30 protein-coding genes are annotated in these 25,981 nt (G+C 61.0%); 13 read left to right on the forward strand and 17 right to left on the reverse strand.

Going from position 1 to position 25,981, the window contains the following annotated elements; translation table 11 throughout:
- Positions 1 to 166: 166 nt before the first annotated feature.
- From EFD56_RS11060 to EFD56_RS11070, 3 genes are all read right to left on the reverse strand, one after another.
- A complete protein-coding gene (locus tag EFD56_RS11060) occupies positions 167 to 1,489 on the reverse strand; it encodes a sensor histidine kinase (RefSeq protein WP_126905237.1) in 1,323 nt (440 codons plus the stop codon).
- Positions 1,486 to 2,226 (reverse strand): response regulator, encoded by a 741-nt coding sequence (locus tag EFD56_RS11065; RefSeq protein WP_016733275.1) that lies wholly within the window; start codon positions 2,224 to 2,226, stop codon positions 1,486 to 1,488. The genes EFD56_RS11060 and EFD56_RS11065 overlap by 4 nt, the downstream gene beginning before the upstream one ends.
- Positions 2,227 to 2,345: 119 nt before the next feature.
- Positions 2,346 to 3,398, reverse strand: a complete 1,053-nt coding sequence (locus tag EFD56_RS11070) for an alpha/beta fold hydrolase (RefSeq protein WP_126905238.1) — start codon at positions 3,396 to 3,398, stop codon at positions 2,346 to 2,348.
- Between the two features lie 347 nt (positions 3,399 to 3,745).
- Between EFD56_RS11070 and EFD56_RS11075 the strand changes: the two genes are divergently transcribed.
- Complete coding sequence (locus EFD56_RS11075; RefSeq protein ID WP_126905239.1) at positions 3,746 to 5,521, forward strand: cytochrome c biogenesis protein DipZ; 1,776 nt, start codon at positions 3,746 to 3,748, stop codon at positions 5,519 to 5,521.
- Between the two features lie 54 nt (positions 5,522 to 5,575).
- On the forward strand, positions 5,576 to 6,334 hold the full coding sequence (locus EFD56_RS11080) for an alpha/beta hydrolase (RefSeq protein ID WP_126905240.1): 759 nt from the start codon (positions 5,576 to 5,578) through the stop codon (positions 6,332 to 6,334).
- Between the two features lie 82 nt (positions 6,335 to 6,416).
- Here the strand turns inward: EFD56_RS11080 and EFD56_RS11085 are convergent, their stop codons facing one another.
- Positions 6,417 to 8,585 (reverse strand): OmpA family protein, encoded by a 2,169-nt coding sequence (locus EFD56_RS11085; protein WP_126905241.1) that lies wholly within the window; start codon positions 8,583 to 8,585, stop codon positions 6,417 to 6,419.
- Positions 8,586 to 8,916: 331 nt separating this feature from the next.
- Between EFD56_RS11085 and EFD56_RS11090 the strand changes: the two genes are divergently transcribed.
- The 4 genes from EFD56_RS11090 (at position 8,917) to EFD56_RS11105 (ending at position 11,867) form a co-directional block, all read left to right on the forward strand.
- Positions 8,917 to 9,690: a transporter substrate-binding domain-containing protein gene (locus EFD56_RS11090; protein ID WP_004678345.1), complete on the forward strand. Its 774-nt coding sequence runs from the start codon at positions 8,917 to 8,919 to the stop codon at positions 9,688 to 9,690.
- A gap of 113 nt (positions 9,691 to 9,803) precedes the next feature.
- Positions 9,804 to 10,610, forward strand: a complete 807-nt coding sequence (locus EFD56_RS11095; RefSeq protein WP_064825341.1) for an ABC transporter permease — start codon at positions 9,804 to 9,806, stop codon at positions 10,608 to 10,610.
- Positions 10,607 to 11,437, forward strand: a complete 831-nt coding sequence (locus EFD56_RS11100; protein WP_016733280.1) for an ABC transporter permease — start codon at positions 10,607 to 10,609, stop codon at positions 11,435 to 11,437. The genes EFD56_RS11095 and EFD56_RS11100 overlap by 4 nt, the downstream gene beginning before the upstream one ends.
- Before the next feature lie 163 nt (positions 11,438 to 11,600).
- A complete protein-coding gene (locus tag EFD56_RS11105; protein WP_004678350.1) occupies positions 11,601 to 11,867 on the forward strand; it encodes an usg protein in 267 nt (88 codons plus the stop codon).
- On the opposite strand, the gene EFD56_RS11110 is transcribed toward EFD56_RS11105, so the two are convergent.
- Entirely contained in the window at positions 11,868 to 12,590 is a 723-nt protein-coding gene (locus tag EFD56_RS11110) for a DUF2270 domain-containing protein (protein ID WP_126905242.1), read from the reverse strand.
- 130 nt (positions 12,591 to 12,720) lie between these two features.
- On the opposite strand from EFD56_RS11110, the gene EFD56_RS11115 reads away from it, so the two are divergent.
- From EFD56_RS11115 to EFD56_RS11130, 4 genes are all read left to right on the forward strand, one after another.
- Complete coding sequence (locus EFD56_RS11115; RefSeq protein ID WP_012484094.1) at positions 12,721 to 13,539, forward strand: class I SAM-dependent methyltransferase; 819 nt, start codon at positions 12,721 to 12,723, stop codon at positions 13,537 to 13,539.
- 104 nt (positions 13,540 to 13,643) lie between these two features.
- Positions 13,644 to 14,330 carry a glutathione S-transferase family protein gene (locus EFD56_RS11120; RefSeq protein ID WP_004678358.1) on the forward strand — a complete coding sequence of 229 codons (687 nt, stop codon included), beginning with the start codon at positions 13,644 to 13,646 and terminating at the stop codon, positions 14,328 to 14,330.
- Complete coding sequence (locus EFD56_RS11125; protein ID WP_126905243.1) at positions 14,327 to 14,668, forward strand: ArsR/SmtB family transcription factor; 342 nt, start codon at positions 14,327 to 14,329, stop codon at positions 14,666 to 14,668. Before EFD56_RS11120 ends, EFD56_RS11125 begins: the two co-directional genes overlap by 4 nt.
- Complete coding sequence (locus tag EFD56_RS11130; RefSeq protein ID WP_126905244.1) at positions 14,665 to 15,141, forward strand: SRPBCC family protein; 477 nt, start codon at positions 14,665 to 14,667, stop codon at positions 15,139 to 15,141. The genes EFD56_RS11125 and EFD56_RS11130 overlap by 4 nt, the downstream gene beginning before the upstream one ends.
- A gap of 116 nt (positions 15,142 to 15,257) precedes the next feature.
- Here the strand turns inward: EFD56_RS11130 and EFD56_RS11135 are convergent, their stop codons facing one another.
- The 6 genes from EFD56_RS11135 to EFD56_RS11160 form a co-directional block, all read right to left on the reverse strand.
- Positions 15,258 to 15,710, reverse strand: coding sequence for a DUF1801 domain-containing protein (locus EFD56_RS11135; protein ID WP_126905245.1), 453 nt, complete (start codon positions 15,708 to 15,710; stop codon positions 15,258 to 15,260).
- Between the two features lie 45 nt (positions 15,711 to 15,755).
- On the reverse strand, positions 15,756 to 16,223 hold the full coding sequence (locus EFD56_RS11140; protein WP_126905246.1) for a DUF1801 domain-containing protein: 468 nt from the start codon (positions 16,221 to 16,223) through the stop codon (positions 15,756 to 15,758).
- 5 nt (positions 16,224 to 16,228) lie between these two features.
- A complete protein-coding gene (locus tag EFD56_RS11145) occupies positions 16,229 to 16,441 on the reverse strand; it encodes a hypothetical protein (protein WP_126905247.1) in 213 nt (70 codons plus the stop codon).
- A gap of 56 nt (positions 16,442 to 16,497) precedes the next feature.
- Positions 16,498 to 16,908: an SRPBCC family protein gene (locus EFD56_RS11150; RefSeq protein WP_126905248.1), complete on the reverse strand. Its 411-nt coding sequence runs from the start codon at positions 16,906 to 16,908 to the stop codon at positions 16,498 to 16,500.
- Positions 16,905 to 17,228: an ArsR/SmtB family transcription factor gene (locus EFD56_RS11155; RefSeq protein WP_004678370.1), complete on the reverse strand. Its 324-nt coding sequence runs from the start codon at positions 17,226 to 17,228 to the stop codon at positions 16,905 to 16,907. The genes EFD56_RS11150 and EFD56_RS11155 overlap by 4 nt, the downstream gene beginning before the upstream one ends.
- A 216-nt stretch (positions 17,229 to 17,444) precedes the next feature.
- Positions 17,445 to 17,819 (reverse strand): hypothetical protein, encoded by a 375-nt coding sequence (locus EFD56_RS11160; RefSeq protein ID WP_126905249.1) that lies wholly within the window; start codon positions 17,817 to 17,819, stop codon positions 17,445 to 17,447.
- Between the two features lie 160 nt (positions 17,820 to 17,979).
- On the opposite strand from EFD56_RS11160, the gene EFD56_RS11165 reads away from it, so the two are divergent.
- From EFD56_RS11165 to EFD56_RS11175, 3 genes are all read left to right on the forward strand, one after another.
- Positions 17,980 to 18,849 carry an NAD(P)-dependent oxidoreductase gene (locus EFD56_RS11165; protein ID WP_126905250.1) on the forward strand — a complete coding sequence of 290 codons (870 nt, stop codon included), beginning with the start codon at positions 17,980 to 17,982 and terminating at the stop codon, positions 18,847 to 18,849.
- On the forward strand, positions 18,846 to 19,529 hold the full coding sequence (locus EFD56_RS11170) for a DNA alkylation repair protein (RefSeq protein WP_126905251.1): 684 nt from the start codon (positions 18,846 to 18,848) through the stop codon (positions 19,527 to 19,529). The genes EFD56_RS11165 and EFD56_RS11170 overlap by 4 nt, the downstream gene beginning before the upstream one ends.
- A 601-nt stretch (positions 19,530 to 20,130) precedes the next feature.
- Positions 20,131 to 20,568 carry a CBS domain-containing protein gene (locus EFD56_RS11175; RefSeq protein ID WP_064836353.1) on the forward strand — a complete coding sequence of 146 codons (438 nt, stop codon included), beginning with the start codon at positions 20,131 to 20,133 and terminating at the stop codon, positions 20,566 to 20,568.
- Positions 20,569 to 20,791: 223 nt separating this feature from the next.
- Here EFD56_RS11175 and EFD56_RS32590 read toward each other — a convergent pair whose 3' ends face one another.
- The 6 genes from EFD56_RS32590 to EFD56_RS11205 all read right to left on the reverse strand — a co-directional run bounded on the left by EFD56_RS32590 (position 20,792) and on the right by EFD56_RS11205 (position 25,973).
- Complete coding sequence (locus EFD56_RS32590; protein WP_164736821.1) at positions 20,792 to 20,932, reverse strand: hypothetical protein; 141 nt, start codon at positions 20,930 to 20,932, stop codon at positions 20,792 to 20,794.
- 206 nt (positions 20,933 to 21,138) lie between these two features.
- Entirely contained in the window at positions 21,139 to 22,035 is an 897-nt protein-coding gene (locus tag EFD56_RS11180; RefSeq protein WP_126905252.1) for a LysR substrate-binding domain-containing protein, read from the reverse strand.
- A 405-nt stretch (positions 22,036 to 22,440) separates the two neighbouring features.
- The gene (locus EFD56_RS11185) at positions 22,441 to 23,505 is read right to left on the reverse strand and encodes a porin (protein WP_064822187.1); all 1,065 of its coding nucleotides are present in this window, start codon (positions 23,503 to 23,505) and stop codon (positions 22,441 to 22,443) included.
- A gap of 715 nt (positions 23,506 to 24,220) precedes the next feature.
- Positions 24,221 to 24,709 carry an Lrp/AsnC family transcriptional regulator gene (locus EFD56_RS11195; RefSeq protein WP_004678404.1) on the reverse strand — a complete coding sequence of 163 codons (489 nt, stop codon included), beginning with the start codon at positions 24,707 to 24,709 and terminating at the stop codon, positions 24,221 to 24,223.
- Between the two features lie 69 nt (positions 24,710 to 24,778).
- A complete protein-coding gene (locus EFD56_RS11200; protein ID WP_126905253.1) occupies positions 24,779 to 25,411 on the reverse strand; it encodes a uracil-DNA glycosylase family protein in 633 nt (210 codons plus the stop codon).
- A gap of 4 nt (positions 25,412 to 25,415) precedes the next feature.
- Positions 25,416 to 25,973, reverse strand: a complete 558-nt coding sequence (locus EFD56_RS11205; protein WP_126905254.1) for a thermonuclease family protein — start codon at positions 25,971 to 25,973, stop codon at positions 25,416 to 25,418.
- Positions 25,974 to 25,981: the final 8 nt, after the last annotated feature.

Genomic DNA, 25,981 nt, shown 5'->3' on the forward strand with positions numbered 1-25,981 from the left:
CCGTTCGCGACCGGATCACCTCAGGCGATCGGGTTGAACGGAGTGTGGTTTGACCGATGGATATATCCGGCATGTTTCCGAAACGGGCCCGAAATGTCACAAAACGTAGCAACGGATATCCAGGACATTTTGACATACAAAACCGCGGGAAAAATTCCGGCGTCCGTCACCGAATGGTGACTTCCGCCGCCAGCCCGCCGCCGACACGATTGTAGAGCTTGAGCGATCCGCCGATCTTGGCCGTCAGCTGCTGGGCGATCGCAAGACCGAGTCCGGTGCCGCCGGTCTCCCGGTTGCGGGACTGCTCCAGTCGGAAGAAAGGCTGCATCGCGGCTTCGAGCATTTCATCGGGGATGCCCGGCCCGCGATCCATGACCGATATGACAATGTCGTTTTCCGCGTTGCGTTCGACACTGATTTCGGCGGCGCCTGCAAATTTCAACGCATTGTCGATGAAGTTCGACAGGATGCGGCGAAGCGCGTGTGGCTTGGTGAAGGCCGCGCCCTGAACCAGCCCCACGACCGTGACGGCCTTTCCGGTGTCCTGATAGTCATAGGCTATGCTGTCGATGAACGAGGCGAGATCGATGCGAGCGTTCTTCTCGCCATTGCCGTGGGCGCTCCGCGCATAGGCTATGCCGTCCTGCACCAGGCGCTGGATCTCGCCGAGATCATACATCAGCTTGTCCTTCTCCGGCGAATCCTCCGCCATATCGGCGCGCAGCCGCATGCGGGTGATCGGCGTCTGCAGATCGTGCGAGATCGCCGCCAGTATCTGCACCCGCTCTTCGAGGTAATGGGCAATCCTCTCCCGCATCGCGTTGAACGCCCTTGCCGCATGCGCGACCTCGCTTGGCCCGGCCTCGCCCAAGGCGGGACCGTCCTTGTCGGGATCGAGCGCATCGGCGGCAGCCGCCAGCCTTCCGAGCGGCCGGATCGCCAGGCGCACCGCAAACCAGGTACACAGGATGAGGAGGAGCATTTGCACGGAGAAGACATAGGGCAGCCAGGCCGCGATCGGCATGACGCCCCTCGGCGTCACATCGATGGTGAGCGGGCTGCCGTCGCTCAGCGTGAGATGCGCCTGCAGCCGGTTCACCTCGCCCGGAATCCGTTCTATGCGGATCGGAAAGCGGTGCCCGGCAGCCGCCTCTATCTTTCCCCCGATCTCCCTGCCCTTGGCTGAGGCGTCGGGCACGCCGGCTAAGCCGGGACCAAGTTCGAAGCGGTAGTTGCCGCGGCTAAGCCAGTCCACAAGATCGCCGCGCTCGGCCGACGGAAGCCGGTCGAGAACGGCTATCGATGTCGCGACGTCGTTCTCCAGCGTGCCGAGCATCACCGCCTTGGCCGACATGTAGCGCTCCATGTAGAGAACACTGAAGGAAAGCCCGTAGGCGAAAGCCAGGCCGATCAGCAGGATAAGAAATATCCTCGATCGCAGGGTTTTCGGCCACATCAAGCCCGGCAGCATAGCGATCGCAGCCCTCATTGGCGCGGCTCCGAGATTTCGACCGGAACCGAGAAGACGTAACCTTCGCTGCGCACGGTTTTGATATAGGTCGGTTCGCGCGCATCGTCGCCCAGCCGCTGACGCAGCCGGCTGACCAGAAGATCGATCGAGCGGTCGAAGAGTTCCGCGTCGCGACCCTGCGTCAGGCTCAGAAGCTGATCGCGGTTGAGGACACGCTGGGGATGGTCGATGAAGACGCGAAGCAGGCGGTATTCGGCGCCGCTCAGCGCAATCGCGGTCCCGTCCTTGTCGAGCAGATGCCGGGCGACCGTGTCGAGCCGCCACTCGCCGAACGTGAGCAGCTGTCCCGCTTCGCTGATCTGCAGGTTGGGCGGCAGCATGCGCGTGCGCCGCAGCACCGCCTTGATACGGGCGAGCAGTTCACGCGCGGCGAAGGGCTTGGCAAGATAGTCGTCCGCGCCCATCTCCAGCCCGAGGATCCTGTCCATCTCGTCCGTGCGCGCCGTCAGCATCAGGATCGGGATCGCCTTGTGCCGGCCGGAGCGGAGTTCGCGGCACAGCACCAGCCCGTCATCGCCGGGCATCATCACGTCGAGCACGATCAGGTCGACGGCATTGGCATCCAGAAAACTGCGCATCTGGCGCCCGTCCGCGGCAACGCTGGTCCTCAGGCCATTCTTCTGCAGATAGCCCGAGACCAGCTCGCGGATTTCACGATCGTCGTCGACGATCAGGATGTGATCGACATGATCCATATTTGCTCTTCCTCAACGCTATGGCCGCGCCCACCGCCTCGTTCAGGTACCGAAGCGCCAGACGCGACCTACGCATATTCCGGCGGCCGGAGCAACGAACTCCCAGGCCTGTGACCCGATCAGAAGCGATCGACGTCGATGACCGCCTGTGCAAAGGCCTGCGGCGCTTCCTGCGGCAGATTGTGGCCGATGCCGCCGCCGATCGTACGGTGTTCATATTTGCCGGAGAACTTTGCGGCATAGGCGGAAGGCTCCGGATGCGGCGCGCCATTCGCATCGCCTTCCATGGTGATCGTCGGCACCGAAATCATCGGCAGGGCGGCTAGCTTTTTCTCATAGGCATCATACTTGGCCTCGCCTTCGACCAGCCCCAGGCGCCAGCGGTAGTTGTGAATGACGATATCGACATGGTCGGGATTGTCGAAAGCGGCGGCGGATCTGTCGAATGTCGCATCGTCGAAATTCCACTTCGGCGAGGCCGTTTGCCAGATGAGCTTTGCGAAATCGTGGGTATTGCTCGCATATCCCAAGCGGCCGCGTTCGGTGGCAAAATAGAACTGATACCACCAGGCAAGCTCCGCCTTCGGCGGCAGCGGCTTCTTGTTGGCCTCCTGGCTGCCGATCAGGTAGCCGCTCACCGAGACCATCGCCTTGCAGCGCTCCGGCCAGAGAGCAGCCATGATGTTGGCGGTCCGCCCGCCCCAGTCATAGCCGGCGATGACGGCCTTTTCGATCTTCAATGCATCGAGCAAGGCGATCATATCGGCGGCAAGAGCCGAAGGCTGGCCGTTGCGGGGCGTCTTGTCGTCGAGGAAACGGGTCGTGCCATAGCCGCGCAGATAAGGCACGATCACCCGATAGCCGGCGGAGGCCAGCAGCGGCGCGACATCGACGAAACTATAGATGTCATAGGGCCAGCCATGCAGCAGCAGCACGACCGGTCCATCCGCCCTGCCCGCCTCGGCATAACCGATGTCCAGCACATCGGTTTTGATCTGCTTCAGCGCTTCGAAGGAGGTATTGGTTCCCCTCTTCACGTCAGGCAAGGTTGCCGGCGAAGCCGGCGCCGTCTGGGCAGCGGCCGCGTCGGCCACACCGAATTCTACCGCAGCAAGCGCGATGGCCGTCATACCGAAGAAGCGGCGGCGGTTGTGGTTGATTTGCTCTGACATCAGTCTCTCCTGTCGCATGGATCACAGTCGGCAGAAAACGTTCCGCTTGTATCACCGGTATGTCATGACCCGTCGTTTTTGAATGGGAATGTAGCGTACGCCCACCTGGATACACTCTGATACAATCGCACCTCCCGACCAAGCAATCGCACCGCCGCCGCCGTTTTCGCGGCCGCGCCGGCAGTTTGTATCGCTCTGTATCACCCGCGCCCCATTGCAATAGTACGGTACATTTTCCCGAAAACCGGACACATCGGAGATACGTCAGCCCGGCCTTATCGCCGCCGTTGCTGGTTCGGGCCCATCGCCGTCCAGAGCCCGATCAATCGGTTTCAAAGGAAACGATGATGACACTTCTGATCATTGCTTATCTCGGAGGCGTGCTGACCATCCTCAGCCCATGCATCCTGCCCATCCTCCCCTTCGTTTTCGCCCGCGCCGGACAGCCGTTCATAAGGAGCACGCTGCCGATGCTGGCCGGTATGGCCGCGACCTTCGCGCTGGTCGCTACCCTTGCCGCCGTCGGCGGCAGCTGGGCCATTCGCGCCAACGAATACGGCCGCCTCGCCGCCATCGTCATGCTCGCGCTCTTCGGTGCGAGCCTGCTTTCGCCGCGCTTTGCAAGCACGCTTGCCCGGCCGATCGTCGACCTCGGCAACAACCTCGTGAATGCGAACAGCGCTGGCCGCGCCGCGCCGACGGTTAGGAGCGCCCTCATTCTCGGCGTCGCCACAGGCCTCCTCTGGGCGCCCTGCGCCGGGCCGATCCTCGGCCTCGTCCTGACGGGCGCGGCATTGCAGGGCGCCAATCTGCAGACCACCTTCCTCCTGATCGCCTATGCCGCCGGTGCTGCGACCTCTCTAGCCGTCGCCCTGCTCCTCGGCGGCAAAATCTTCGCCTCCATGAAACGCTCGCTCGGCTTCGGCGATCGCATTCGCCAGCTTCTCGGCGCCGCTGTTCTCGCCGGCGTTGCCGTCATTGCGCTCGGTCTCGACACCAGCCTGCTGGCGCGCCTTTCCTATGCCAGCACCGCATCGTTGGAAAAGGCCGTGCTGGACAGGCTGCATGCCAAACCCCTCGGCGGCGCGCCCTCCGAGTTGGCAAGCAGCGACGCGACGATCGTCGCCGCCGATGCGAAGAAGCCCTTCCGCAGTGATCTGCCCGTGGAAGGTTATGCGCCTTCGCTCGACGGCGCGGTCGAATGGCTGAATTCGAAGCCTCTGACCAAGGAGCAATTGCAGGGCAAGGTGGTGCTCGTCGACTTCTGGACCTATTCCTGCATCAACTGCATCCGCACGATTCCCTATGTCAGGGCCTGGGCTGAAAAATACGCCGATCAGGGCCTCGTCGTTATCGGCGTCCACGCTCCGGAATTTGCCTTCGAGAAGAAGATCGACAATGTCCGGAAGGCGCTCAGTGACTTCCAGATCGGCTACCCCGTTGCGATCGACAATGATTACAAAATCTGGTGCGCCTTCGAAAACAGCTACTGGCCGGCCGCCTATCTGATCGATGCCAAGGGCCAGATCCGCTATCACCATTTCGGCGAAGGCAATTACGGCAGGACCGAAGAAGCCATCCAGGATCTGCTGCATGAGGCCGGCAGCCAAATGACGGCCGCAGCTCCCGTCGCACCGGTCGCCAGGGGCGTGGAAGCCGCTCCCGACCTCGGCAATATCCGCTCCGGCGAGACCTATCTCGGCTATGGGCAGGCGGAGAATTTCGAGTCGCCCGAAGGGCTGCAGGCCGATACGTCCGAGACCTATTCGATCGCGGCGCCCGGCCTCAATGCATGGGGTCTCTCGGGCACCTGGACCGTCGGCAAGGACCAGGCGACACTCGATCAGCCGGGGGGCGCGATCGCCTATCGCTTCAGCGCCCGCGACCTGCATCTCGTTCTCGGACCCGCCGCGAGCGCCAGACCGATCCGCTTCCAGGTAACGATCGACGGCAAGCCGCCAGGACCCGATCACGGCTCCGACGTCGATGCCGACGGCAACGGCACGGTGACTGCGACGAGGCTTTATCAGCTTGTCCGCCAGTCCGGCACCGTCGCAGCCCGCACCTTCGAAGTCCGCTTCCTCGATCCCGGCGTCCAGGCCTACGCCTTCACCTTCGGCTGAACCCGAGACGGTTCCGGATCCCGATCTTCAACATCGACCACAAGGAGTAACCTCATGAACAAGCATCTGACTTTCATTGCTGCCCTTGCCTTCGCCACTGCCGGAATCGCATTCGCGGCCGAGGCTGCCGCCGTCAAGAACATCGTGATCGTCCACGGCGCACTGGCCGATGGCTCGGGCTGGCGCAAGGCGACCGAGATCCTCGAAAAGCGCGGCTTCAACGTCACCATCGTCCAGGAGCCCCTCACCTCGCTCGACGACGATGTGGCGGCGACGAAGCGGGTTCTTGACCTGCAGGAAGGACCGACGCTCCTCGTCGGCCACAGCTACGGCGGCATGGTCATCACCGAAGCCGGCAACGATCCGGGTGTCGCCGGCCTCGTCTATGTCGCGGCTTTTCAGCCCGACAAGGGCGAAAGCCTGCTGAGCCTCGCCAGTTCGAAGCCGGCCGGCAGCATGGACATCAAGGAAACAAGGGACGGAAAATATCTCTATCTCGACCCTGGCGCCTTCGCGGCTGACTTTGCGGCCGACCTTCCAAAAGCCGAGGCCGACTTCCTGGCAAAGTCACAAGTCTTCGCCGCGAAACAGGCCTTCGCGGCCAAGATCGCAGAGCCGGCATGGCGGACGAAGCCGAGCTGGTCGATCGTTGCCACCGGGGATCGCGCCATCAATCCCGACCTCGAGCGCGAGATGGCGAAACGAGCCGGTAGCAACGTGACCGAGATCAAGGCCAGTCACGCCGTCTTCGCATCCCAACCGAAAAAAGTCGCCGGCGTCATCGAAAAGGCAGCGAAGAAGGTCGGCGAGTAAAGCCTCGACTCTCGTCTCCCCTGCGGGAGAAGAGGGAGAAAGCCAGTTGCCCCTCTCCACGAATGGAGAGGGGCAACTGTATTTACTGGTTGGCGGCGACCGGGCGCACCAGCGGCGTGACGCGGCGGATGGTGACGCGGCGGTTTTCCTGTTCGGGACCTGCCGTATTCACCTTCAGGTACCGCTCGCCATAACCCTGCGTCGCCATGTTTTCCGGCGGGATGCCGTAGACGTCGGAGAGCACGTTAGCGACCGATTCCGCGCGCTGGTCGGAAAGAACCAGGTTGCTCTGATCGCTGCCGACCGCATCCGTGTGACCCTCGATCAGGAAGGTCTCGCTCGGATCCTTCTTCAGCACCTGGTTGATCGCGTCGGCAACCTTGCGCAGGGTGCGCGCCTGGGCCATCGGGATCTCGGCGCTGCCGGTCGCGAAGGTGATCGTGTCGAGGTCGATGCGGCGCACCTTGTCGCGGATACGGGCCGAATACTTCACCTCGTCAAGCGAATAGACACGCTCCACCGGCTCGACGGGCGGCTCGCTCAGGAATTCGTAGTAGTCCCGGTCCGGGTCGCTGCGTGTGTCGACGATGTAATCGCTAAGCGGCACGCGCAACCGCATTGGCGGCAGATCGGCGCCCGGATCCTCGAAATAGCCGCGGTCCGGATCTTCGTAGAGATCGGGCGAATAGTAGAGGACGGATTCGCGCCCGCGGGCGTCGACGCGCGACCGCTGGATAATATCGCCGTAGCGGTTGCGGATCGTCACGATGCGGTAGCCCTCCGGCCGTGTGATCGTCTCGCGATAACGACTGTCGGGCAACTCTTCATAGATCGGCCGTTCGCCGTCGCGCAGGAACCGTCTGTCGTCGTCGCTGCGCACGATCACCTGATTGTTGTACTGGATGATCACGCGATTGTCGTCGGTTTGGTCGTCAACGCGGGCGCCCTCGGGACGGACGAATCGCGGCCGTTCCTCCAGTCTGGTGCCCTTCTCGCTGGTCACCGCCTCGAGCTTGATCGGCGCCGGCGCCTTGCCGGCGGTCGCCGCCTGGGCATCGGCATCCGAGATCGGCACCTTCACCTCCTGGCTCTCGGCGCGCACTTTGTCGCGGTCGCGGCGGCCTTCGCGGCCCTTGCTGCGGTCTGCATCCTTGTCGCTGTCGAGCACGGCAGCACCATTCTCGACCGGCAGCACGACGGTCTCGTTGCTCTTGGCCGGATCCGCGGCGATCTTCTTGCGGCGCTCCAGTTCCTCGGGAGAAACCTTTTCCGGTGCCGGAAGCGCCTGCTCTACCTGCTGACTACCGCCGGCATCCGGCGCAGGCTGGGCGGTGTCGGTGCTGGGCGCGGTCGTCGGTGCTGCGGCAGGCTTTTCGGCCGTGCCCTCCTTAGGCTTTTCGACGGGCGCGGCCTCAGGTGCGGCTGCCTTGTCTTCGGCCGGCTTGTCCGCCGGCGCTGTCGCCTCGCCCTTTGCCGGCTTCTTCTCGGCCGGCGCCTCGGCTGCGGGTTTTGTCTCGGGTTTTGCTTCGGGCTTGGCCTGATTCTCGGCCGGCGTCACGGCCTCGGGCGCAGCCGGCTGGGCTTCCTTTTCGGCCTTGCCCTTGCCTTTGTCCTTACCTTGGGCCTTCTCCTGTCGCTGCTTGCCCTCCGGCTTGGTCTCAGGCTCAGCCTGCTCCACCTGCGGCTGAGCTTCCTTGGCGGCCGGCTGCTGTTCGGGCTCCGGCTGAGCCTCCGGCTCGGCCTGCTGCGCCTGAGGCTTCTTGGGCTTTTTCGGCTTTTCCTGCGTTACGGGCTGCTGCGGCTCTTCCTGCTGCGGCTGGGCCTCAGGCTTTACCTCGGGCTCAGCCTCCTTCTTGGCCTTGCGCTCGGGTTTGCTTTCGGCCTTTGGTGCGGGCTCCTCCCGGGGCGCTTCGGCCTTCGGCGCTTCAGGTTCTGCCTTCGGCTCGGGTGCCGGCGCCTCCTTCGGCTCGGCTTTCTTCGGCTTTTCGGCAGGTTCTTGCTTGGGCTGCTCGGCTGCCGGCGCCTGTTCGGCCGGAGCCTCCTTCTTTTCCTTACGCTTCTTCTTCAGCAGTTCCTCGTCCGACGGCGCGTCCTGCGCCACTTCGAAACTGCCCTGCTCCGCCTGCTGCACGGCCGCGGCCGGCGCCGCGACGTCGCGGACGGCAGCCATCGTCGTGGCGGGCTGGAGAGCCAGCGATAGGGAAAGCAGCGGAAAAGCGGCACTCGCAAACAAAGTTGATTTCTTGCCCATCGGGTTTCCTCGATCCTGTTTGAGCTTCCTGAAGGCCGACAGGCCTTGCTCCGCCCCTAGCTTCGCAATGAGGCGAAACGGCGAACTGGCAAAGCGCCAAGCCGCCGATTTGTTCCCGTTCTAGGAAGCCCTGGATTAACCTCCCGTGAATGTTGCAGTCTGCTTTCGTTCATCTCGCCTGTTATTTGCACCGCACAATTGCGCGGGAATTTCTGTTGCAATTCCATGAAAAAAAGTCTGATTATCGCCGCAAGGCGGTGTCGACACCGTTGAATTGCGCCCGCGAGTCCAAGAGAAAAACCGACAGCGGCCACCAACAGAGAGGATCCTCATGTTTAATTCCACCCGTATCTTCGCGGCAGCCTCGATCGCGGCAATGTCGCTCTTTGCCGGCTCGGCCATGGCCGATGGCGAAAAATACGTGATCGGCACCGATTCGACCTATCCGCCCTTCGAATTCGTCGATGCCAGCGGGACCATCCAGGGCTTCGACATCGATATCACCAAGGCGCTCTGTGCCGAGATGAAAGCTGAATGCAGCTTCGTCAGCACCGATTGGGACGGCATCATTCCGGCGCTCAACGCCAAGAAATTCGACATGATCGTTTCTTCCATGTCGATTACGCCGGAACGCCTGAAGCTCGTCGACTTCTCCAACAAGTACTACAACACGCCGCCGGCCATCGCCGTACCCAAGGACTCCAAGATCACTGACGTTGCTGGCCTCAAGGGCAAGGTGATCGGCGCCCAGACCTCGACGACGCACGCCAACTACGCCGAGAAGCACCTGGCCGACACCGAACTGAAGCTCTATCCGACCGCTGACGAATACAAGCTCGACGTTTCCAGCGGCCGTGTCGATGCCGTCATCGACGACGTCGTCGTTCTCTCCGAATGGGTCAAGTCCGACGCCGGCGCCTGCTGCAAGATCCTGACGACCCTGCCGGTCGACAAGGAAATCAACGGCAACGGCGCGGGGATTGCCATCCGCAAGGGCGATCCGCTCAAGGAAAAGCTGAACACTGCCATCGCAGCGATCCGCGCCAGCGGCGAGTATAAGAAGATCCAGGACAAGTACTTCGACTTCGACGTTTACGGCGAATGAGAAATTCGGTATCTGGCCGATGAAGCGAATGGCGGGAGGCTTGCTCTTCCGCCATTTTTGTTTGACAACGGTGACAAGATCAAAACGGCAAAAGCCGTGAGGGGAATTCACGCATGGGCGGATTATTTTCCGCGCTAGGCTCCTTCTGGAGCTCACTTGTGCACATTTTCGATCCGCTGTGCGGACCCGTCGGCATCTTCACCTGGTTTGGTCAGTCGACGATTCTTGCCTGCGGCGATACCGGCTGGGGCGACGAAATCGCCCTTGGCTTGCAGGTGACCGTTTCGGTGGCGATCGTCACCCTGCCGATCGGCCTAGCCATCGGTTTCCTCGTGGCACTGGGTCAGCAGTCCGAGGAAAAGCCGCTGCGGCTGGCCGCTGGCATCTACACCACGATCTTCCGCGGCCTGCCCGAGCTTTTGACGCTCTTCATCATCTATTACGGCATGCAGATGCTGATCCAGTCCCTTCTGGAGCTTGCCGGTTATGTCGGCCCCCCGATCGAGATCAACGCTTTTCTCGCCGGCGTGATCGCGCTCTCGGTCGTCTTCTCCGCCTACTGTTCGGAAGTGTTGCTCTCGGCTTTTCGCGCCATACCAAAGGGCCAGTATGAGGCGGGAGACTCACTCGGCTTGCATCGCGGCCGCACGCTGCGGCTCATCATCCTGCCGCAGCTTGTGCGAATTGCACTGCCCGGCCTGACGAACCTGTGGATGGTGCTGCTGAAGGACACGTCCTATGTCTCGATTATCAGCCTTGCCGACATCCTGCGCCAGACGAGCGTCGCCGTGCGGGTGACCAAGGAACCCTTCTTCTTCTACGGCATCGCTTGCTGTCTCTATCTGGTGCTCGCCATCCTCTCTTCGTTCCTGCTTGTCCATATCGACCGTTGGGCCAAGCGGTCGGAGGTGCGCCGATGAGCTATGCCGAAACATTGATCCCGCCGCAGCCCGCACCCCGCGAGGTGAGAAAGCCGATGACTGCGGCCCGTCTCAGCGGCTACATCCTCGTCACGTTCTGGGCGCTGCTCGCCGCGCTGCTGCTCTTCACCGTCGTCAATGGCTGGGATCCCGACAAGTTCACCCGCTATGGGCCACGTTATCTACACGGTCTGTGGATCACTCTCAGCCTCGTCGCCATCTCTGTCGTCTGCGGCGCCGTACTCTCGCTGCCGCTCGCCATGGCGCGCCTGTCGAAGAATCGCGTGCTCAACTGGCTCGCCTACGGCTATATCTATTTCTTCCGCGGCACGCCGCTGCTTGCCCAGCTATTCCTTGTCTATTATGGCCTCGGCGTATTCCGGCCACAGCTCGAAGCCGTCGGCATCTGGTGGTTCTTCCGCGATGCCTGGTATTGCGGTCTCTTCGCCATGACCATCAATACCGCCGCTTATCAAGCGGAAATCCTGCGCGGCGCAATCGAGAGCGTGCCGCACGGCCAGCACGAGGCGGCAGCCGCCCTCGGCATCCATAAGGTCATCGCTTTCCGCAAGATTGTCCTGCCGCAGGCCTTTATCGTCGCGCTGCGCCCCTATGGCAATGAAATCATCCTGCTGATCAAGGGTTCGGCGGTCGTCGCCATCATCACCGTGCTCGATTTGATGGGCGAAACCCGCTACGCCTTCTCGCGCACGTTTGACTACCAGACTTACCTGTGGGCGGCGATCTTCTATCTCACCATCGTCGAGGCGTTGCGCCATCTCTGGGCGTGGATCGAGCGTCGGCTGACCCGTCATCTCAAGCGCTGATGGCGCTGGCAGCACTCTCGGAGCCGTGCTGCCAAGCCATTGATATTAAAAATAAATTGTCCTTTTCTGAAGTATCTGTAAAGTTTCCGTTAACCACTCGCATGTTTCCATATCACGTAGCGCTAATAAGCGTGCGAGTGGGAACGAGAAGAAGCGGAATAAAATGCACACGGACATGGAAAGACAATTGCAAGGTTACGGCCTGACGACCGCCCAGATCCTCTACCGCCTGCCGGACCACCCGACGATCCTGCAGACCTACGTCTGGCAGGATTACGATCTCGCCCCGGATTTTCCCGAGATGCGCGGCTTTCTGAAATTCTGGCAGGAGAAGCTCGACGGACCGCTGCATTCTGTGCGCTACGTCCACCGCAAGCTAATCTCGGCAACCGAATGGCGCGCGCTGAAGGGTGAGTTCATCCTGCACTGATCAGACATGCGCTTCGCCATGGCCGAATTCGCCCTCGTCACGATCGGGACGCAGTGCGAAATAGAGCATGCCGAGATAGAAGGCGACGACCCCAGCAATGACTGCAAGGCCGGGAATGGGCCCAAGCACGGCATTGTCGATAACATAAGCCCATGAATGCGCCTGCAGCGCCGGCGTGCCCTCTGTCTGCAATTTCGGCGTCGAGATCTTCAGGCACCAGGCAAGCAGCAGGATGAAATACATCCAGCCGTAATTGCGCTTGAGACGGCGATGCATCGCCTCGCCATAACTGAGAAGAAAGCGCGGATGGCGAAGGCTGCCGGCGATCACCGCGGCCCATTCGCTGCCGCTATTGGGGTCGGGCGCCAGAATCTGCGCGAAATAACAGCGCTCGATCTGGCGGATGCGGGCGCGGTATATGTCGAAAAAGCGGTAGCGCCGCGCCTCGATCATCAGAAGCAGCGTGATCAGCATCATTCCGAACAGCAGCACGCCGTGATGCGAGGTCGGAGTCGACAGCGATACCGAGAGCAGCGCCGCCACCACGGTGATCGCCCAGTTGGATGTCCGGTCGATGCGGTCGCGCCAGCTTGTCATTCTCCCCAGTTCGCCACGGTAATAGTGTGTGAGCGAGGTGGTGATCTCGCTCAACGTGCCAGGCAGCAGCACCCGCGCGCCCTCTCCTTCACTTGCCGGCGGCATCCTGTCTTGCTCCATATCCATGGCTTTCCTCCTTTCGTCTTTTTGGCGCAGATCTTGGCGCGTTTAACTATTCTGCGCCTGCACGCCCGCCATTGCAAAACATCGAAAGCGGCCTTAGACGCTTGCCTGAAACAAGAGGATATGGACCGCGATGGCGAAGAAGATCGACGAAGAAGCCCTTGCCGAGGCCTATAACCGCGCGCTGGCGCTGGAAAAGGCCGGTGATATCGACGCGGCCGTGGCGGCCTATGAGGAAGTTTTGGCGATCGATCCAGATGACCACGGCGGAGCCGCCGTGCGCATCGCCGCGATGGGCCGCGGTGAAACGCCGGCCAAGGCGCCCGACGCCTATGTCGAGACCCTGTTCGATCAGCATGCCGAGGTGTTCGAGGATGTTCTCGTCGAGCAGCTTGGCTATCACGTGCCGATGCTGGTGCGCCAGCGCCTGCAGCAGCTGAAGCTCGGACCGTTCAAGCGGCTGCTCGATCTCGGCTGCGGCACGGGTCTGACCGGCGGCGCCCTGCGCGACCTCTGTGAAGATATGACCGGCATCGACATATCGGAGAAGATGGTCGAGATTGCCCATGAGAAGGATCTTTATGAGACGCTTTTCGTCGCCGAGGTCGAGGATTTCCTCGAGGACAATGACGAGGAAGCCTTCGACATCATCGCCGCCACCGATGTGCTGCCCTATCTCGGCGCGCTCGAGCCGCTGTTCTTCGGGGCCGCCGAGAACCTGACGCCGGGCGGCCTGTTCGTCTTCTCCTCCGAAACCCTGCCGGCAGAAATTCTCGCCGGCCGCGCCTTCATGGTCGGACCGCACCAGCGCTTCGCCCACGCCGACGGCTATGTGAGGGAGCGGCTGACCGCCACCGGTTTCGAGCTTGTCGAGATATCCGATATCAACGTGCGCATGGAAGAGGGACAGCCGACGCCCGGCCATCTGGTGATCGCCAAATATATCGGCTGACGAGAATAGTTGCGCGATCGGCGAACTATCGGTTGCCGAAGTCTTGCGAACCTGATACTTAGTCAGCTGGTAAAGTTTTCCACCACACAGGAAAGGGTCGCCGCATGTCGCTCGTGTTTTATGGGCATCCGCTTGCCTCCTTCTGCCATAAGGTGCTGATCGCGCTTTACGAAAACGGCACGCCCTTCGAAAACCGGATCGTCGATCTATCCGACGAGACTTCACGTTCTGATCTCTTCCGGTTCTGGCCAATCGGCAAGATGCCGCTGCTGCGTGATGAGGCCCGCGACAGCACCATTCCCGAAACCTCGATCATCATTGAATATCTCGACCATTATTATCCCGGTCCCGCCGCCCTGCTGCCGCTGGAGATCGACCGGGCGTTGCAGGTCCGTCTCTGGGACCGCTTCTTCGATCACTATGTTCAGGCGCCGATGCAGACGCTGGTCAGCAATCGCCGACGTCCCGAAGGCAAGGCGGACGAAATCGAGATGGCCGCGTCGCGGGCGACGCTGGCCACGGCCTACACAATGATCGAAAAGCAGCTGGGCGACAGCCCATGGATCACGGGCGGGGCCTTCACTATGGCCGATTGCGCCGCCGCCCCCTCTCTCTTCTATGCGGAGACGCTGGTCCCCTTTTCACCCGAGCAGCCGCGACTGCGCGCCTATTATGAGCGGCTGCTGACGCGTCCGTCCTTCGCCAGGGCATTGGAAGAGGCCCGCCCCTATTTCAAATTCTACCCCTACCATGACAGGCTGCCTGCCCGCTTCCGGGATGCAGCGGAATGATCGACGGCCAGGTGGATCTCGACCGCATGTTTCATGCGCTTTCCGACCGCAGCCGCCGCGGCATGATCGACCGCCTCGGCCGCGGCCCGGCCTCCGTCACCGAGCTGGCGGCGCCGCTCTCGGTCGCGCTGCCGACGGTGCTGAAACATCTGCAGGTGTTGGAAAGCAGCGGCCTCGTACTCTCCGAAAAATCCGGCCGGGTGCGCACCTACCGCCTGCAGCAGGATGCGCTTGCCGCCGTCGAGCGCTGGGTGGAACAGCGGAAAACCCGCTGGACCACCGCCTTCGACAGGCTGGATCAACTTCTCGCCGACGAGCCGGAGACCCTTCCCGAATGACGACACGCTCCGCAGAACACACCACCTTCGTCATCGAACGCCACCTCAAGGCGCCCGTCGCCCGGGTCTTCCGCGCCTGGTCGGCGCCGGAAGCCAAGCGTCAATGGTTCGCCTGCCACGGCGATTGGGTGCCGCTGGAATACGCCCTGGATTTCCGTCCCGGCGGGTTGGAGAGGAATTATGTTGCCGACACGGACGGGCTCCTGCATGCCTTTGACGCCCATTACATCGACATCGTGCCCGATGCGCGGATCATCTACGCTTATGAGATGAAGCTCGGCGAAGCCCGCATCTCGGTCTCTCTCGCCACCGTCGCCTTCGAGGCCGAACCCGGCGGCACAAAGATGGTCTTTACCGAACAAGCGGTGTTCCTCGACGGCTATGCCGACAACGGCGCCCGTCTTCAGGGCACCGAAATCGGCCTCGACAATCTCGAACTCTTTCTCGAGCGCGAGACAAGCCCGATCCACTAATACATGTCGCCCAGAAGTGTGCAGCGCTTCCGGGATAACGACATGCATCAAAACAAAGGGCTAATGCGCGTGGCGTGAATCATATTTGACGCGACGCGCATCAATCGGGCGAAGCCTCAGCCGCTTGATTTCTTCCGCGAGGCAGCAGCCTTCGCCGACGCGTTCAACGCGGCGGCGGCGCGAACGAGCGCCTTCAATGCCTCCTCGTCGATCTTGTCGCTCTCATGGATATCGATGGCGCGCCGGGTGTTGCCTTCGAGGCTGGAGTTAAAGAGTCCCGAAGGATCCTCCAGCGCGGCACCTCTGGCAAAGGTCAATTTCACCACGCTCTTATAGGTCTCACCGGTGCAGATGATGCCGCTGCGCTCCCAGACCGGCACCCCCCGCCACTTCCATTCCTCGACAACGTCAGGCTCGGCCTGCCTGATCAGCGCCCGGACCCGCGCAAGCGTCTCGCCGCGCCAATCCCTTAGCTGCTCGATCCTCGCATCGATCAGTTGGGAGGGCGAGGCTTCTCCGGCCCCCTGCTCGGAACTGCTCTTCTTCATGCTTGCCGTCACTTCTTTCATGATTGTCTCTCTTCATTGGCCCAGATGTCGATGACATCGCTGCGGTCACATCCGCTCTCCGGGCAATCGGCTGGCCTGCTCCACCCAGTCGGTGAGCTGGGCTTCATCGATCTCGTCATTCTCGCGGATGTCGAGGTAACGCACGTCTTTCTGCTTGGAAGCGCCCGGCGGCGGAGGATCGAGCAGGGCGCCGCGGAAGAAGGCCACCTTGACGTATTTCGTGAAGCAATGGACGCCGAGGAACCAGCCCTGCCCTTCGATGCCATAGAAGGGAGAGTTCCATTTGACTGCCTTGGAGACCCCAGGCACCGCGCCGGTGATTATCATATCGAGGCGACGCCCGATCTCGCCTTTCCAGCCCGGCATCGCCGCGATATAGGCTTGCACGGGCGCGTCGCCATGACCTTTGGCGATTTGCGGGTTGCCACCCGACAGCAGCCTCGGCATCGCGGCCGGTTCGGCGACCGTCTTGCTTGTCACCTCGGCCGCCGTCTTGGATCTTCTTTCGGCCATCGCGTTCACTCCCATCTTCCGCGCCGCCTCGCGGCATCGGGCAGCAAGAACAGGTAAAGATCGGTCAGCATCAACAGGCAGAGCGGCAGCCGCGCCAAGAGGCCTACCCAGACAGTCGATTTCCCCTGCAGCGCGGCGATGATATCGACGGTAACAGCAGCCGTAAAGGCGATGGACGGCCAGCGATGAATTTGCCGAAACCAGTGGTTCCAGTTCAATAGGATCTCCCCGGGGAAATGAGCTTCAGCGACGCAAGGTCCGTCTATCGACGATCTCACTCCGACCGCGCCAGAACCTGCTCCAGATTTGCAAAGAACTGCGTCCACCCGCTCCTGGCGCCCCCGTACGCCTGCCGCTGATCCGCCCGGAAGCCGGATTGCTCCATCCGCAAATGCGTGCCGGTGGCGGTTGGGGTGAGAGTCCAGGTGACTATGCTTTCCAACCCATAGGCTTCCCAGCTGTAAGACAGGGTCTTGTTCGGCTCGACTTCCAGGACCTTGCAGTCGACAGAGCCCCAATCCGCGCTGAAACTGAAACGATGATTGATGGCGGGCTTGAAGTCGCTCTTCATCAGCCACTCCTGGAGCAGGTGCGGCTGCGTGAGCGCTCGCCAGATCTTTTCCGAGGGAAAGGGTATTTCCCGCTCGATGACGACGGAGCGCGTCTCTGCCGATGTGTCGGTCATTGATCCATCCTTTTCAGCAAATCTTCGAGATCGTTAAAGCGGCTTTGCCAGAAGCCGGCCATCTCGCTCGTCCAGTCGACCAGCGGAGCCAGCGCGCCAAGCTGCGCACTGTAGTGGGTCTGCCGCCCTTCGTGGCGGTCGCGCACCAATCCGGCCTGCTTCAGGATCCCGAGATGTTTCGAAACAACCGGCTGAGATACGCCGGCCCGGGCCGTCAGAGCCCCGACAGTCTTCTCTCCTTCCCGGCACAGCCGCTCGAACAGCGCTCGCCGCGTCGGATCCGCGAGCGTCCGAAATAGTACATCGTGAGCATCTGGCATTGATGATTCATACCTCTGGAGCTATGAATTTACGTATAGCTGCCGAGGCATACGTGAGTCAAGCCGAAAGCATGGTACGCGGTGCTGAAAAAGCGAAGTAGAAGAACACCAAAGGTTTTCGGCGCATAGCGACTGAGAGATTACATAGCTTCAAAGCTATACATAGAAACATCTTGCATCGATCGCGCACCGCCGTTGCGACAAGCGTATTCGCGGTCACGACCTCTCAGGACGCTCGGCGGCCAGCCGCTCCCGAATGAAGGTGGGGCCACCGGCAAGACGCGCCGCAAGCAGGCTCGCGGGATCAACCAGACGCCAATAGGGCGTCACCGCCGAAACCGGCTCGCCCTTTGCCAACGCGCCGAAGGACAGTTCGGCGATGGCTCTCAAATGCCGCTGCACCGTAACCGGGCAGCAGGCGTCCGCCGCGTATTGAGTGGCGAGGCAGCGGCGAAGAGCACCGAGATCGGTGCGAACCCCTTGTGGTGCTGATCGGATCTGCTCCGCGACCATCTGCTGCGACGGAATGAGCATCGCTTGCATGCCGCTGCGGCCCTTGCGCCGCTGCTTGATCATCGGAGTTTCGCTCATATCATTCCTCGGAGCATTTCGCCTTCCTGCAATCTAGAGCCGAAACGAACGACGGCCAGCCTCGTCATGTCAATCGACGGGAAGTCGCTTCTGACGGCTTTTCTGCTCCCGCCGTTTCGGTTAATCCTCGGGGCCTCTCACTTGGGAAAGGATAGGACATATGGCTAAAGTCGCGTTCATCGGTCTCGGCGTCATGGGTTTTCCCATGGCCGGCCACCTGAAGATCAAGGGCGGCCACGATGTTACCGTCTACAATCGCACCGCCGAGAAAGCCGCCGCCTGGGCTGAGAAATTCTCCGGCAAATCCGCTTCTACCCCGGCTGCGGCGGCAGAGGGGGCCGATTTTGTCTTCGTCTGCGTCGGCAACGACGAAGATCTCCGGTCGGTGACATTGGGCGAGAGCGGCGCTCTGCACGGCATGAAGCCTGGGTCGGTGCTGATCGACAACACCACCGCCAGCGCCGAGGTCGCGCGCGAACTTTATGCAGCGGCAAAGCAAAAAGGTGTCGACTTTATCGACGCTCCGGTTTCTGGCGGCCAGGCCGGCGCCGAGAACGGTGTCCTGACTGTCATGTGCGGCGGCGACGAAGCAGTCTTTGAACGCGCCAGGCCGGTCATCGAAGCCTATGCCAGAATGGTCGGCCTGATGGGGCCGGCAGGCTCCGGCCAATTGACCAAGATGATCAACCAGATCTGCATCGCCGGTCTCGTCCAGGGCCTCGCCGAAGGGCTGCATTTCGGCAAGCGCGCCGGCCTCGATATCGAAAAGGTCGTCGAGGTGATCTCCAAGGGTGCGGCAGGCTCCTGGCAGATGGAAAACCGCCACAAAACCATGAACGCCGGCAAATATGATTTCGGCTTCGCAGTCGACTGGATGCGCAAAGATCTCAGCATTGTGCTCGCCGAAGCCCGCCGCAACGGCGCCAAGCTGCCGGTCACGGCCGTTGTTGATCAGTTCTACGGCGACGTGCAGGCGATGGGCGGCAATCGCTGGGACACGTCCTCGCTGCTTGCCCGCCTCGAGAAATGATCGGCCCCTCCTCCGATCCCGCTGAACTGATCGCGCATCTCGAGACGCTGCGCTCGGAGGAGAATGTCGCCGGGATGGCGCGCTTCGGTATCGTCACCGGTCGCGCTCTCGGCATTTCCAATCCCGATATCAGGGGGGTCGCCAGACTGGCCAAGAAGGATCACCTCAGGGCAATGCAGCTCTGGCACAGCGATATCCGCGAAGCCCGCCTGCTTGCACTCTATACGGCTGAGCCGAAGCAGCTGACGGCGGAAGAGGCCAGAAGCTGGGCCAATGATTTCAACTCCTGGGAGATCGTCGATTGCGCCGCCGATCTCTTCGTCGGAGCCCGACTGGACGAACTCATACCGGAATTCGCCGCCGACGAGCGCGAGTTCGTTCGCCGCGCCGCCTTCGCCATGATATCAGCCACCGCCGTCCACCGGAAGAACGAGGGAGATTTGGCTATCCTTGCCTGGCTGCCACTGATCCAGGCGCATTCCGGCGACTCCCGCAACTTTGTTCGGAAGGCGGTCAATTGGGCACTGCGCAGCATCGGCAAACGCAATCACGGCTGCCACGGCCCGGCGCTGCGGCTGGCGAAGCTCCTGGCTGAAAGCTCGGATAAAACCGCCCGCTGGATCGGCAGGGATGCGGTCAGGGAACTGAGCGGCGAAAAGCTGATGGCGCGGCTGAAATAGCGATGCGACATCGAATGCATGCCTCGCTAAAGTGTGCAGCGGTTGTCTAATCGCATCCTGCTTGTCAATGAGGTTTGGCCACGGGCATTTTCGCTGCGTTGCGCGACAGGCAACGCTGCATAATTTTAGCAGGGAGCGTCCGCTATTACCGATCGCGCGCCTTGAGACCGTCTTCGGTTTCTGACTTATTCAGCTGGCCTGTTCGTGAGCCTTTGTCGTTTGGGTTCGGTGTCGGCGTCTCTCTTGTATCTCGTGGCGGATCTTGGCGATCGTCAGACTCCGCGGGCGCCACCTGGTCGTCGGAACGGCGGACAGGCTGCTTTTTAGGGTCGATCCGTTTGGCGGGGGCAGCAATTTTTCCAGACATAGCCGGTTCCTCCAGCTTCACCGACAAGAACCGACCGCCAAACTGAAGGTTCCGAGTCAGGCCCAGCGATCTGTCAACGACCGATGATGAGGATCCCGCCATCGGCGAGGAGAAGGAAGAGAGACGCTCCGGCACATTTTTTACCACTGGGCCTTTGACAGGAACGTTTCCGACCGATGTGCGTTGATTGTTTTTGTCCAGCGGCTTGGCGCGCACAACATGAGGGAGGCTATCATGAAAGTCAGCAATTGCATGACCACCGACGTTCAGATCACCGATCCGGACCAGACATTGCGGGAAGTTGCCGCAATGATGGGACGTCTCGATGCCGGCGCTCTCCCGGTGGCAGAGAATGATCGGCTGGTCGGGATGATCACTGATCGCGACATTGCCATTCGTGGCGTGGCAGAGGGCAAAGGTCCCGACGCAAAGGTCCGGGATGTAATGAGTACCGATGTCAAGTACTGCTTCGATGACGAAGATTTGGAAGACGTTCTTCACAACATGGGGGATCTTCAAGTGCGGCGCTTGCCGGTGCTGAACCGAAGCAAGCGGCTGGTCGGCATCATCTCGCTTGGCGATCTCGCCATGAAGGGCGAGACCATGGAAACAGGCAGAGCACTGAGCGGCATTTCGCAACGTGGGGGCGCACATTCGCAGACGGCCCACTGACGGTCCGCGTGGCGCCACAGAAAAGCTGTCCACGGGCCGGCAGTCATCTGATCATTCATCTCTCTCGCGGCCATTGCCTTTGGCGCGAAAGTTGGGCAATTGCGCACATCCAGACGCCTCACGTAGCTCCGCTGCTATGGCCCAAGGGCTTATGGGAACGACGCCACGAGATTGATTTGTTTTTGTTTATCAATGCCTTGGCACGTCAGCCAAAGCTGCACTACTATTTCGGCTCCGGTTGTTGAATCACCGCTGGTGGCGCGTCGCTCTTATTGCTGCCGTGATCAAATGGCTTGATAGCCAGGATACCGACTATTGAAGCAATCATCGCTCCAATGATGACGATCATCAGCATTCGCATCATCAGGGGACTCCACCCGCCCAAGATTCAACAACGGTCGAGGCAGATCGTTCCATCCATTGCCCTACTGCGTAATCGTCCGTGCCATGGTAAGCACTTCGGTGCGGGCTGTCCGACTTGAACGACGACAGGCCGCCGCTCGAGCTTCCTCCCGTCAACCTTGGGCCTGGTTCGAGACACGCTTTGGGGTCGGGGCTTTCGTCTCACCGTCAATGATGCCTGGATTTTTCGACCAGAAAGTCGATCAGCACTCTTACCGCCGGCGGCATGCCTCTGGCCGTCGTGAATACGATATAGAATTGGCTTTCTTCCGACTGCCATTCGGGCAACACCCGCACCAGCCTGCCAGCCTGCAGATCCGCCTCGCAGGCGCTGTCGAGCAGCAGTCCGAAGCCGAGGCCGGCGCGGGCTGCATCGAGGATAGCGGTCATGCTGCGGCAGGTCAGCCGCGGCTGATGCCGGATTACCCGCTTGTCGTCATTCGGGCCGATGAGCTCCCAGGTATGGAATGTCACCCACGATGTCATCGCCAGCGTCGGCTGGTCGGCGAGTTCGTCCACGCAATTCAAACCACCGCTGCGTTCCACGAGCGACGGACTGGCGACGAGGATACGCCGCGCCCGGTCGAGTTTGCGCATCGTCAGGCTTGTCTGCGTCTCCGGCTCGTTGGTCGCCCTCACCTCGAGGTCGATTCGTTCGTTGATGAGGTCGGCGCGCCGATCAGAACCGATAATCTGCAGCTTGATCTTTGGGTAACGTTCCAGGAATTCAGGCAGAATGCCGCCAACGGAGATGTCGACAAGCCCGAGCGGGCAAGCCATCCGCACCACGCCCTGCGGATCGGACTGAGCTTCGGTGACGATCGATTTGGCACGATCGGCCTCCTGCAGAATTGTCTGGCACCTTTCGTAAAAAGCCTGGCCGATCGCCGTCACCCGAAAGTGACGGGTCGAACGCTCTATCAGCCGCGCGCCGAGCCCGTCCTCAAGCCGACTGACCCGCCTGCTGAGTTTCGAACGCGGTATCTTCAGATCGCGACTGGCCGACGCAAATCCGCCGCTGGAGACCACGGCGGCGAAATAATAATAGTCGTTAAGATCGTCCATAAGAACAAGCTATCCGAGAGTAGGAATGAATGCTGCCCCGCTGAACGCGGTTGTATCCTCTCTCCCAAAAAGCTGTAATCACATTGTCGGCATTGGATTTTCTTTTCCGCGACCCGCCGCGGCAAAGCAAACCGATGCACATCGACCGATTCAAATCTTATGAAATTGATAAATATGAAGCCTCAATGAGGCTGGCGGGATGCCGACGTGCGATACGCAACATGCCGGTTCGGCCTACCCGCATGGCGACCAAAAACACTGCCACGAAAATGGGTGCAAAAACGCTGCAAGGACGGTCCGGCAGGGAAGACCGGACCCGTCCCCGTAGCTGATCGGAGGTCACTCGGATCAGAAACTGATTTGGAACGCCCCCGATCCGAAGACCGGGAGCATCCACTAAGTGGATTAGAACGAACGCTGCAGGCGGAAGTAGCCCGAAGTAGAGTCGTCGCCATCATCCGGATCGAGGTACTGAACCGAAGCCTTGGCGTAGAAGTTGTCGACGATCTGGTAATCAACCGTCAGACCAACCTTCCAAGCATCGCCGGCACCGTCGTAGTCGTTAGGAACGGTGTCACCCGCGCTGGCACCGCCAATGTAGTTGCCATAGTACTGGACGCCAGGAGTGATCTTGAGCTTGTCCGTTGCCTTGATGGCGTATTCGGCAGCGATAGCCCATTCAGCCGTCGAGTAGTAGGAGTTCGGGCCGCTGGAGTAGACAGCAGCGAGGCCGAGCGTGCCGGGGCCGATCTCAACCGTACCCATAGCGCGGATTGCGCCGTCTTCGTTGTCGACGTCCCAGCCGCCAGTGAGCTGGTAGCTGAAGGCACCAGCAGTGCCGCCGAGACCGAAGGCAACGCCGACATTGTTCGGACCATCGTTCGGAACGAGAAGGCCCGTGGCGGGGTCCACGTCACCCTGGTAAACGCCGTCTTCCAGTTCATCGACGCTGAGGCCAGCGTAGAAGGTGCCGCTCTCGTACTGATAGCGGATGGAGTTGTGCAGCGTTACGACAGAACCGATGTCGTCGGTTTCGCCGGAGAGGCCATCGTCCCACCAGCTATAGAACAGACCAGCGCGGAAGCCCGCGATGTCGAGGTAAGCGGAGTCGAGAATGGCTTCCTGGTCGGTGGCATTGTCAGCATTGAACTGCATGACGATGACGCCCGTCAGCGGACCATACTCGGTGTCGCTCTTGGCGGTGAACTGAACCTGACCGCGGGTCACGGCATCCCAGTCAGAATCGCCGCCGACGTCTTCGCCAACGTTAACCTGGAAACGGATGTAGCCTTCGATCTTGAGGCAGGTTTCGGTGCCGGGGATGTAGAAGTAGCCGGTGCCGTAAGCGTCGCAGACGCGAACATATTCAACCGGTTCCGGCTCGGCAGCAACGATAGCGTCAGCTGCAAGAACCGGCGTCGATGCAGCAAATGCTGCTGCTGATGCGAGCAAAACCATTCTGATGTTCATTTACCAATCCATTCCTTTGTCGATCGGGGCTGGCTTCCAATCGGGTAGTCGATTTGAAGCCGGCCCAGTTTGAACAGCCATCTCGGCGTGCGGATCGATCGAACCGCCAAATCGTCATCCCATACCGGGCGCGTTCAAGCAATTCTCGATATACGCGGGAGGAGTCCGATCGAGCCACTTTCCCCGAAAGCGTGATCTTTATACAACAATTTCAACTGGTTACAGCAGAAAAACGCACAAACGGCCCGGCGACGGAAACCCCTCCATCGCAAGCCGCAAACGTCATATTCTTTCATCAAAATCCTCACCGTCCGATCTTCGTCGGACACAATGGTGAAGCTCAAAAAACTCTACCGCCGGCTAATGAACACTTACAAGGTGACGGCTTAGAACATAGTGTCCTGAATTCGATACCAATGCGTCAAAATGATGACATGTTGCCCACTGGTTGTACGCACCATAGGCCCTTAATCGTTACTAGGCTATGTATTTCTTCAGGATTTCGCCGCGATTCGAGCGCTTTTCTGCTATTTATGAGACTTTTCTGCAGTCAGAACCCTCTCTCGGCCCTGCTTGCGGCCTCATTGCGGACATTCTCACGAATGATGAGAATGCCGCTCGAAGCCCATTTCTTGGGGAGGATACCCTCTGAGGTAGCAGACCGTGCCACGATTATCGACGCAATTCCAGGCGGCGGTAGATCGCACGCTCGCATTCAGTCTTCGTTGGACTTGGCGTTCTCGAGAATCATGTAGTCCAGCGGCAGCTGGGTCGAATACTTGATCTGCTCCATCGCGAAGGCGGAGGAGACGTCGCGAATCTCGATCTTTGCGATCATCCGCTTATAAAAGGCGTCATAGGCGGCGATATCGGGCACGACGACTCGCAGGAGATAATCGACATCACCGCTCATCCGGTAGAATTCGACCACTTCGGGGAATTCGGCGACCACCTCGGAAAAGCGGCGCAACCACTCGATCGAATGGGTAGCCGTGCGGATCGACACGAAAACGGTGACCTTCGTGTTGACCTTCTCCGGATCGAGGATGGCAACCCGACGCTTAATGACACCGTCTTCTTCCATTTTCTGGATGCGGCGCCAGCAGGGCGTCGTCGACAGCCCCACTTTCTTGGCGAGGTCGGCAACGGCAAGCGTCGAATCTTCTTGCAGCAGACGCAGTATTTTTCGGTCGAGGCGGTCCATGCGCACGTCAGTCCTTTCGAATTATTTTCTTTGTATAACTCGATTCCGCGCGACGAAAAGAATTTTGTTTCAGGAAAGCAGCATTTTCGTCCGCTCCCGCAAGACCGGAAGCAATTCTTCTTCGAACCAGGAATTGCGTTTCAGCCAGCCGCTGTTGCGCCAGCTCGGATGCGGCAGCGGTAGCACCGCCGGCGACCGCCCGGACATGAGGCTGTCGCGCCACCCCCGCACCGTCTCAGTCATACCGCCCTGCCCTCCGCCGGCCATATGCCAGGCCTGTGCATATTGGCCGATGACCAGCACGAGTTCGATCTGCGGCATCGCCGAAAGTACTCTTTGCCGCCAGAATGGTGCACATTCGCGACGCGGCGGCAGATCCGCGCCTTTGTCATCATAGCCGGGAAAACAGAAGCCCATCGGCACGATGGCGAATCGGTCGCGGTCGTAAAAGCTTGCCCTGTCGACGCCGAGCCAGGATCGCAGCCGGTCACCTGAGGCATCGTCGAATGGCAGCCCGCTCTCATGCACGCGCAGTCCGGGCGCCTGGCCGGCGATGAGGATACGGGCGTTCGAAGAGATCACGGCCACCGGCCGCGGCTCGTGCGGCAACCGGTGCGCCGGCCCCTTTGCCGGCGCGTCGCGACAGATGCGGCAGGCGGCGATTTCACGCCGCAAAGTTTCCAGCCTGGCTTCGTCGGTCATCACTTTACTCCCACCCGACGATTCGCCCGATGAAGCGCAGCGTCTCGTCGAAACTGGAATTCTGGCGGGCATGGTCGCGCACATCGCGCGGCCGCTCGAAACTTCCGGCCCACATCCCCGCCCTTGCACCCCTCGCTTCCGCCTCCTCCTTGCCGTAACCGCCATAGGAAATGGCCATGCCCCGCCGCACCATGGCGGCGTTGATGTCTCCGCCTGCCCCATTGCGGCAGACGACGAGCAGCCTGTTATAGCGGTCGCGCCGGCTGCCCTGGCAAAGCGTTCCCGATGCCAGCACCATCTCCTGCAGCGCCTGGCGCGCGGCGCGCCCGCAAGCCCAGACTGTTCCCGCCCGCTCGCAGCTCTGGTTAAGCTCCGGTGCATCGATGCCTTCGAGCCGCAAGCGCTCCCGCCCCAAAGACAGACTGTCGCCATCGGCGGCATGAAAGGCGCCCGCATGCTTGATGGCTGCGGTATCGTTGACCTTGGCGGCGATCAGCGCCAGGAGCGCCAGCAGGGCAAAAGCGGTGACGCCGTCGCGAATCAGGCGCAGGCCCCGTGTCACGCTTTCGC

Origin of the sequence: Rhizobium phaseoli (genome assembly GCF_003985125.1) — a bacterium.
GTDB lineage: Bacteria > Pseudomonadota > Alphaproteobacteria > Rhizobiales > Rhizobiaceae > Rhizobium > Rhizobium phaseoli.

Bases quoted from the DNA above. Each gene is read 5' to 3' on its own strand.
- EFD56_RS11060 (WP_126905237.1), bottom strand. From the start codon at position 1,489: ATGAGGGCTGCGATCGCTATGCTGCCGGGCTTGATGTGGCCGAAAACC.
- EFD56_RS11065 (WP_016733275.1), bottom strand. From the start codon at position 2,226: ATGGATCATGTCGATCACATCCTGATCGTCGACGACGATCGTGAAATC.
- EFD56_RS11070 (WP_126905238.1), bottom strand. From the start codon at position 3,398: ATGTCAGAGCAAATCAACCACAACCGCCGCCGCTTCTTCGGTATGACG.
- EFD56_RS11075 (WP_126905239.1), top strand. From the start codon at position 3,746: ATGACACTTCTGATCATTGCTTATCTCGGAGGCGTGCTGACCATCCTC.
- EFD56_RS11080 (WP_126905240.1), top strand. From the start codon at position 5,576: ATGAACAAGCATCTGACTTTCATTGCTGCCCTTGCCTTCGCCACTGCC.
- EFD56_RS11085 (WP_126905241.1), bottom strand. From the start codon at position 8,585: ATGGGCAAGAAATCAACTTTGTTTGCGAGTGCCGCTTTTCCGCTGCTT.
- EFD56_RS11090 (WP_004678345.1), top strand. From the start codon at position 8,917: ATGTTTAATTCCACCCGTATCTTCGCGGCAGCCTCGATCGCGGCAATG.
- EFD56_RS11095 (WP_064825341.1), top strand. From the start codon at position 9,804: ATGGGCGGATTATTTTCCGCGCTAGGCTCCTTCTGGAGCTCACTTGTG.
- EFD56_RS11100 (WP_016733280.1), top strand. From the start codon at position 10,607: ATGAGCTATGCCGAAACATTGATCCCGCCGCAGCCCGCACCCCGCGAG.
- EFD56_RS11105 (WP_004678350.1), top strand. From the start codon at position 11,601: ATGCACACGGACATGGAAAGACAATTGCAAGGTTACGGCCTGACGACC.
- EFD56_RS11110 (WP_126905242.1), bottom strand. From the start codon at position 12,590: ATGGATATGGAGCAAGACAGGATGCCGCCGGCAAGTGAAGGAGAGGGC.
- EFD56_RS11115 (WP_012484094.1), top strand. From the start codon at position 12,721: ATGGCGAAGAAGATCGACGAAGAAGCCCTTGCCGAGGCCTATAACCGC.
- EFD56_RS11120 (WP_004678358.1), top strand. From the start codon at position 13,644: ATGTCGCTCGTGTTTTATGGGCATCCGCTTGCCTCCTTCTGCCATAAG.
- EFD56_RS11125 (WP_126905243.1), top strand. From the start codon at position 14,327: ATGATCGACGGCCAGGTGGATCTCGACCGCATGTTTCATGCGCTTTCC.
- EFD56_RS11130 (WP_126905244.1), top strand. From the start codon at position 14,665: ATGACGACACGCTCCGCAGAACACACCACCTTCGTCATCGAACGCCAC.
- EFD56_RS11135 (WP_126905245.1), bottom strand. From the start codon at position 15,710: ATGAAAGAAGTGACGGCAAGCATGAAGAAGAGCAGTTCCGAGCAGGGG.
- EFD56_RS11140 (WP_126905246.1), bottom strand. From the start codon at position 16,223: ATGGCCGAAAGAAGATCCAAGACGGCGGCCGAGGTGACAAGCAAGACG.
- EFD56_RS11150 (WP_126905248.1), bottom strand. From the start codon at position 16,908: ATGACCGACACATCGGCAGAGACGCGCTCCGTCGTCATCGAGCGGGAA.
- EFD56_RS11155 (WP_004678370.1), bottom strand. From the start codon at position 17,228: ATGCCAGATGCTCACGATGTACTATTTCGGACGCTCGCGGATCCGACG.
- EFD56_RS11160 (WP_126905249.1), bottom strand. From the start codon at position 17,819: ATGAGCGAAACTCCGATGATCAAGCAGCGGCGCAAGGGCCGCAGCGGC.
- EFD56_RS11165 (WP_126905250.1), top strand. From the start codon at position 17,980: ATGGCTAAAGTCGCGTTCATCGGTCTCGGCGTCATGGGTTTTCCCATG.
- EFD56_RS11170 (WP_126905251.1), top strand. From the start codon at position 18,846: ATGATCGGCCCCTCCTCCGATCCCGCTGAACTGATCGCGCATCTCGAG.
- EFD56_RS11175 (WP_064836353.1), top strand. From the start codon at position 20,131: ATGAAAGTCAGCAATTGCATGACCACCGACGTTCAGATCACCGATCCG.
- EFD56_RS32590 (WP_164736821.1), bottom strand. From the start codon at position 20,932: ATGATGCGAATGCTGATGATCGTCATCATTGGAGCGATGATTGCTTCA.
- EFD56_RS11180 (WP_126905252.1), bottom strand. From the start codon at position 22,035: ATGGACGATCTTAACGACTATTATTATTTCGCCGCCGTGGTCTCCAGC.
- EFD56_RS11185 (WP_064822187.1), bottom strand. From the start codon at position 23,505: ATGAACATCAGAATGGTTTTGCTCGCATCAGCAGCAGCATTTGCTGCA.
- EFD56_RS11195 (WP_004678404.1), bottom strand. From the start codon at position 24,709: ATGGACCGCCTCGACCGAAAAATACTGCGTCTGCTGCAAGAAGATTCG.
- EFD56_RS11200 (WP_126905253.1), bottom strand. From the start codon at position 25,411: ATGACCGACGAAGCCAGGCTGGAAACTTTGCGGCGTGAAATCGCCGCC.